The organism is Methanospirillum sp. (assembly GCF_035406105.1).
In the GTDB taxonomy this organism is placed as follows: Archaea; Halobacteriota; Methanomicrobia; order Methanomicrobiales; family Methanospirillaceae; genus Methanospirillum.
Window position 1 is genome coordinate 1 of the sequence record NZ_DAONKG010000151.1, and the last position, 6,079, is coordinate 6,079.

At 50.0% G+C, this 6,079-nt stretch carries 8 protein-coding genes and 2 tRNA genes; 6 read left to right on the plus strand and 4 right to left on the minus strand.

Translation table 11 applies throughout. The features are described from left to right. Both PLA23_RS09445 and PLA23_RS09450 read left to right on the plus strand, forming a co-directional pair. Positions 1-319, plus strand: a 319-nt coding sequence (locus PLA23_RS09445; protein WP_324474986.1) for a hypothetical protein, incomplete at its 5' end; no start/stop codon positions are given. Between the two features lie 303 nt (positions 320-622). Beyond that, positions 623-847, plus strand: coding sequence for a hypothetical protein (locus PLA23_RS09450; protein WP_324331991.1), 225 nt, complete (start codon positions 623-625; stop codon positions 845-847). A 61-nt stretch (positions 848-908) separates the two neighbouring features. Here the strand turns inward: PLA23_RS09450 and PLA23_RS09455 are convergent. The 3 genes from PLA23_RS09455 to PLA23_RS09465 form a co-directional block, all read right to left on the minus strand. Next, positions 909-992: transfer RNA gene (locus PLA23_RS09455), tRNA-Ser, on the minus strand. Between the two features lie 38 nt (positions 993-1,030). After that, entirely contained in the window at positions 1,031-1,960 is a 930-nt protein-coding gene (locus tag PLA23_RS09460) for an RNA-guided pseudouridylation complex pseudouridine synthase subunit Cbf5 (protein WP_324331520.1), read from the minus strand. Continuing rightward, positions 1,960-2,655, minus strand: coding sequence for a uroporphyrinogen-III synthase (locus PLA23_RS09465; protein ID WP_324331518.1), 696 nt, complete (start codon positions 2,653-2,655; stop codon positions 1,960-1,962). Before PLA23_RS09465 ends, PLA23_RS09460 begins: the two co-directional genes overlap by 1 nt. 78 nt (positions 2,656-2,733) lie before the next feature. On the opposite strand from PLA23_RS09465, the gene PLA23_RS09470 reads away from it, so the two are divergent. From PLA23_RS09470 to PLA23_RS09480, 3 genes are read left to right on the plus strand one after another with little or no spacing between them, the layout of a single operon-like run. Beyond that, positions 2,734-3,945, plus strand: coding sequence for a tripartite tricarboxylate transporter permease (locus PLA23_RS09470; protein ID WP_324474988.1), 1,212 nt, complete (start codon positions 2,734-2,736; stop codon positions 3,943-3,945). After that, the gene (locus tag PLA23_RS09475) at positions 3,946-4,833 is read left to right on the plus strand and encodes an NOP5/NOP56 family protein (protein WP_324474990.1); all 888 of its coding nucleotides are present in this window, start codon (positions 3,946-3,948) and stop codon (positions 4,831-4,833) included. Beyond that, a complete protein-coding gene (locus tag PLA23_RS09480; RefSeq protein ID WP_324474992.1) occupies positions 4,830-5,450 on the plus strand; it encodes a fibrillarin-like rRNA/tRNA 2'-O-methyltransferase in 621 nt (206 codons plus the stop codon). Before PLA23_RS09475 ends, PLA23_RS09480 begins: the two co-directional genes overlap by 4 nt. Positions 5,451-5,452: 2 nt before the next feature. Here the strand turns inward: PLA23_RS09480 and PLA23_RS09485 are convergent. Beyond that, positions 5,453-5,525: transfer RNA gene (locus PLA23_RS09485), tRNA-Gln, on the minus strand. Positions 5,526-5,889: 364 nt separating this feature from the next. Here PLA23_RS09485 and PLA23_RS09490 point away from each other — a divergent pair. Next, the coding region (locus PLA23_RS09490) for a DUF3821 domain-containing protein (protein WP_324474994.1) at positions 5,890-6,079 on the plus strand (190 nt) is incomplete at its 3' end.

Here is a 6,079-nt window from a genome sequence, read left to right on the forward strand (position 1 = left end):
ACGAAGCACCCTCATTAATGTGAACAGTGCCCAGTACTCCACCTCAGCAAAGGCGAGGATTGTGGCTGCTGACGGGTCAGTCCCATCTGCCCTTTCATACCGGATAGCGCTTACACCGAATCCATCGTCCGGCCTTGGATATGCGATCGGAACGGTTACAACAGAATTTTCCGCTGATATCATGGAAGCCCGGAGTGACCGGGTATCATGGAACAGGACATCATCCACAAACTCGATGAAAGATAAGGCAACGGTGACTGGAGGGATAATTCAGTTCTCAAAAGCTTTTGATTATCAGTCAGGTCTTTCTGTTCCCTGACCTCCCCTCTTTCTTCTGTGTTGTCATCATTACCGGAGGGCCCATCAGTTTATTATCGCACATGCTGAGAGTATCTTATCCGTGCAGATGTCTGTCAGCATCCGGCTGATGTATGCAGACATTAATTATACACTCTATGATGCTATACATTAATTGGATCCAATAATTGACTGGATTGATGCTTATACATTTTTGATCTAATCACCCGAGCCAAATACCTATGAATGAATGGCTGGTGAACTGATGTGTTCATGTCATAACCCCTTCAACAATTTGATAACTTCTGAAGAAGATAAAATACCTATGAGTGAGGCAGTGGAGATTCCGGATCCGGTTATGCAGAGGATTGAACGACTCAGGGCCGGGCCTGAAGAAACACCCCTGGATGTGATAACCAGGCTTCTTGATTATTATGATGAAGAAGAGATCGATCAGGACCTGGAAAGAAGGATACTGAAAGGGCTGGAAGATGCTGATGCTGGCAGATATCGCCCCCTTCGTGACATTGCCAAAGAAATGGGGATTTAATTGCCGTATTGTGTAACCTTCAATAAGGGTGCAGAAGCTGATCTGTAAACAACTGCAGGAACGCTAAGGGGGAGATTTGAACTCCCGAGGGATTGCTCCCACAAGATTTCCAATCTTGCGCCTTCCCAGACTAGACTACCTCAGCAAACAGAAGATGCCTACATATGTTAGCAGTCAGATATTTTAACCCTTTTCTCTTTTTGTCTGATGAGTTCTCCAGACTGCCGGGTACACACCGGTATCCTGCATAATAAGGCGTGGTGCGACCACGAGTCCCTTTTCGCCAGGGACGATTCGTGAACTCGAAACCAGCGCCTGTCCGATCCCGATAAAATCATCCCCTGCCATCATGACCACATAATCCTCCATCTGAAACGGATCATGACTGACAACGCCCCGTGAAGAGAGTCTTGCACCATGACAGATCGCATCTGCAGCAGACTCTTTCATGGTAATGCGGGGAAATCCCTCCAGCGCTTCAAGGGGTGACCGCATAAGTGCTCTAAGGGTCGTATCATCTCCGGCACGAGCCTGTTCAGCGGCATCACGAAGGGTATGGAGCGTTACACAATCCTTCTCATGGAAAGGGCCTGACCTGGTCCGCCTGAGTTCTACCATAGCTCCCCCGACCCCACAGGCCATCCCGATATGATGACACAGGGACCTGATGTACGTGCCGGAATCACATTTCACCCTGAGGAGAACAAGTCGTCCGTCTCTTCCGAGCATCTCAAGTTCATGAATCTCCCTGATCCGCAGAGCCCGTTTGACAGCACTGCGTCTGGGGGGCCGCTGATAGATCCGTCCGGTAAAATGGCGGATTACTTCGGCAAGATCCGCATCAGACACATCTCCCTGCAGCCGGAGCAGTGCAACATACTCCTTATCGTCCTGATGCAGAATGGTTGTGAGCCGTACTGCCCGGCCAAGGAGAATGACAAGGACGCCCGAGACCTGTGGATCAAGCGTCCCGGTATGTCCGACGGATGATACGCCGGTAATCTCACGGACCCATGCTGCAACCTGGTGGCTGGAGGGTCCGCGAGGCTTGTCAATGAGAATGATTGCTCCCTGTGCAGCAGGACGTACCGGGATCGAAGATGAGTGCTCCATTATCCCCCCGGATTCAGGAGGAGAAAGAGATTGAGTTCATCAAGGGTTCCTTCAAGAGACCCGTCACCGACCACATCCGGTATGAGGCCAGCATCCTCCATTGCCTGTGCTGTTACTTCCCCGATGGCGAGAAGAATGAGATCCTCCCGGCGTTTCCAGATGGCTGATTTAAATGACAGGGCACTGGTAAACAGAATCGCCTCTGCCTTGTCAAGGGTGAGGAGCTCATATGTCGGTATGAGTGAGTAAATCTGATATTCATGGGGTAGTCCGCCGGCATCCCTGATTCCCTGAAGAAGCTGAGGATTTGGCGCATCAGATCGGGGAATTCCAATCTTTTTTCCTGCAATCCACTCTCCGAGGTACGGCACGAATGCCCGGGAGTAGAACTCATGAAGCACTTCGCAAAGAATGCCATACTCCCTGAGTGCCTTTGCGGTTTGCGGCCCGATTGCGATCACCCTCGGCAGGGGCAGGTCCTCCAGATATGGCCCGATCTGATGGGCCGGCAGGGCACTGGTAAAAAATATACAGTCAAATTTTCTGTCCTGAACATCCTGAATAAATGCATCGATCTGGTCAGGGTTCATCTCCCCGATAAGTGGAGAGACTGTATAACACTCATGACCTCTTCGTGCGCACCGTGCCTGGTCATCTCCCTCTTTTCCTTTCAGACGTGTAATTGCAATCCGCATATCATCCCCCGGCCACTCTTATTCAGAACGGATGCGGATATTTTATGCGTTCTATACACTTAAATCCATGAGAACCAGATGATTCCTGTTTTAGCCGGTATTACAGGTGGGATGCTCTGTGGAACTGTCAGTGGTCTGACCCCGGGAATACACGCAAATATGATTGCAGCCCTGCTCCTTGGATTTTCCCCGATCCTTCTGCCGATTATGGGGGCGGAAGGAATGGCAGCGATCCTGATCGCGACGCTCGTCACCCACTCATTTCTTGAAATAATTCCTGCAACATTCCTGGGAGTACCGGATGAAGGAACTTCCCTGTCAGTTCTTCCTGCCCATGCTCTCACGCTTGAGGGAAGAGGAGAAGAGGCGGTCCGCATATCGGCCCTTGGCAGTCTCTGGGGAGTTATTTTTGCAGTACCTCTGGCTCTTTCTGCCCTGTGGTTTATTCCCCTCCTGCAGGATTCTGTTGATATTGTCACCGGCTCTCTTCTTGTTCTGATCATGGGACTGGTTATCGTGCGCAGTGAGGCTGCCGGCTGGCTCTTGATACTATTTGTGGTATCCGGTATCCTTGGTCTTTTTGCATTCAGGTATGATTTCCTCTCGTGGAATACCTATGGTGCAGGCAGTATCCTGATGCCGCTTCTGACCGGTCTTTTTGGCCTTCCGTTTCTGCTCACCGCCTCCGAAGGAACCATCCCCCGACAGCATTTTTCAGGGCTTTCCCTGTCTACCGCGGGTATTGCACGTGCAGCAGTTCCGGGGACCCTTGCAGGTCTGATCGTCGGATGGCTTCCGGGTTTGTCAACTGCAAGTGCAAATGCGGTCATATCCGGTTGGATACCCTATGATCGGGAGAGAAGAAGTTATCTTGCTGCCACAGGAGCGTCAACCCTCGCAAACGCGATAATCGGGATAGCAGTGTTTGTCGCCATCGGCAGAATGAGAAACGGTGTTATGGCTGCATTCTCCGGGTTTGAGACTCCTCCCGTTCTTTTCCTTCTGACGATTGCATCAGTTGCGGCACTCTGTGCATATTGCATTACCATTGGTCTTGCAAGAGCCGCCCCCGCATTATCCGGCCTGAACAGTTCCCGTCTGAATACCGGGGTTGCCATTACCCTTGTTCTGGTATGTGGAATGCTGACCGGTCCGTTTGGTCTTGTTGTTCTGATGCTTGCTACAGCGATCGGGATGATACCTGGCATGATCGAGGTCTCACGGGTTCCCTGCATGGGTGTGGTAACGGTTCCGGTAATTCTCTATTCATTCGGAATTATGGTGGTATAGATGGCACACAATCAGGACAGAAAAGGATTGAGGTTCTGGTATGAGCTCTGTGATCAGGAGTGTATACAACAAAACAACCCTTCTTCTCCATCCTGGCAGGAATTTATTGAAAAAGTCCGTCATTGTCGTGATGATTTGGTGCTGCTTCCCCTGCCGGTATGGGAGGATGCTGTCAGTGCGGGTGTCGTATCAGGCCGTCCGGAGTACCTGTCTCTTGTGAGGTCTCTTGCAATTGGACTTGCCATCAGGGACCTTGAGGAGAGATGTGATAGAGAAGAGGTCACCCTCATCCATCTTGTCAGGATACTTGATGAGACCGATCAGGCGGTATCACGGCTGTCAGAAAAGATTGAGGATTATTATATGGCTCTTCACCCCGCAGAACTGGCCGGATCTGATCGGACAATCAGATCACTCATTGACACGCTTGCAAAAGATGCGAGTCATCCTTTAAGTCCGATAAGCAAAAACATTCTGCGACTCGTTGAATCCCGTACGGTTCTCTCAAAATCCGTACGGGAATACTCTGAAAAAACCCTTCCAAATATGTCTGCATTGTGCGGACCCCTGGTGAGTGCCCGCCTTCTTGCACATGCCGGGAGCAAACGCCATCTTGCGTGTATGCCTGCTGCAACAATTCAGGTTCTTGGGGCCGGACCGTCTCTGTTCACACATCTGACGAGCGGAACACGGCCGCCGAAACACGGATTACTGTATCAGTATAAGGGAGTGCATCATACCAGAAAACGACTCCGGGGCCGGGTCAGCAGGGTACTTGCATGTCAGTTGGCAATTGCTGCCCGGATTGATTATTATCGTGGAGTCCGTGATGAGAGATTTATTCAGACTGCCGGGATGAAGATCCTCCGGGCAGGAGAGAAGGCATGATCTGGCAGAATGGAATATTATTGTCCCCAGGAGCAATTCTGCCTGGCGATCTGGTGTATCAAGGGATGCGGATCTGGGATCCCGGCCGCAGCAAGGTTGCTGCATTGTGTTATCTCCATACGCCTGACGAACCCCCTGTTACCGGTGCCCGTATTCTGTATCTGGGTGCAGCAGCCGGTTCAACGGTTTCATTTCTTTCCGATTATGCCGAGGTTGTATATGCGGTTGAGTTCTCTTCCCGTCCTGCACGGGACCTTGTACGTCTTGCACATTCACGATCCAATATTATTCCCCTGTTTGAAGATGCCAGATACCCGGAGCGATATCTTCCGTTTGTAGAACTGGTGGATGTGCTTATTCAGGATATTGCCCAGCGGGACCAGGCTGAAATCGTGATCAGAAATCTCGTCTTTCTCAGGGACGGGGGTCATCTGATACTCTTTCTCAAATTATTATCCATGGGAGTTCAGAAAAACAGGGAGGAGATGATTGAGAATGTCGTTCAGCTCCTTGGACATGCCGGAATCTCCGGCATCAGGATAATAAATCTGGAGCGATATCACACCGGCCATGTTGCAGTATGGGGAATATATTGTCCTGGTCAGAAAAGTGACTGATATAGCCCGAAGCAGATTCGAACTGCTGTCACAAGGTCCAGAGCCTTGTATGATTGACCTCTACACTATCGGGCTGAAGCCTCTATATGTTATTCTCTCTTCCATATATAGGTTTTTATAATCCCGGGATCTCTCATGTATGTGAGACGCTCAATGCGCGAAGATTTCTGATCCATTCATAATAAATAATGATTATGAAGGTACAGAATTGGGAGGCGATCCTGAAAACTCATGATATTTTGGGAATTTAAAAAAATGAAGTCACGATGAATCATTTTTCAGGTGTTTCATACCAAAAAGGATATAATAGGCATTTCACAAATATCTAGTCATACTTCGATTTCTCGGAGTATAGAGTATCTCTCCGGTGAACAGTCACCAATAACAATGGCTGATCGGCGGATGGATGCGAATCGAACGTTTGTTCGGAGGACATGTAATGAACGCAAAATTTGCAGTTGTCATGATGGTGCTTGTTGCACTTGCACTGGTTGCACTCCCGGCATCTGCAGCTATCAACAAGATCCCGGCCGGAGGAGAAGTCTTCCTTGGTGAGAAGGGACTTGATGTGTCTGCAGCCACCGGTGGTGCCAGCCAGATTGCATGGTGGCAGCCAGGTACCAACACCG

Bases quoted from the DNA above. Each gene is read 5' to 3' on its own strand.
- PLA23_RS09460 (WP_324331520.1), bottom strand. From the start codon at position 1,960: ATGGAGCACTCATCTTCGATCCCGGTACGTCCTGCTGCACAGGGAGCA.
- PLA23_RS09450 (WP_324331991.1), top strand. From the start codon at position 623: ATGAGTGAGGCAGTGGAGATTCCGGATCCGGTTATGCAGAGGATTGAA.
- PLA23_RS09470 (WP_324474988.1), top strand. From the start codon at position 2,734: ATGATTCCTGTTTTAGCCGGTATTACAGGTGGGATGCTCTGTGGAACT.
- PLA23_RS09475 (WP_324474990.1), top strand. From the start codon at position 3,946: ATGGCACACAATCAGGACAGAAAAGGATTGAGGTTCTGGTATGAGCTC.
- PLA23_RS09465 (WP_324331518.1), bottom strand. From the start codon at position 2,655: ATGCGGATTGCAATTACACGTCTGAAAGGAAAAGAGGGAGATGACCAG.
- PLA23_RS09480 (WP_324474992.1), top strand. From the start codon at position 4,830: ATGATCTGGCAGAATGGAATATTATTGTCCCCAGGAGCAATTCTGCCT.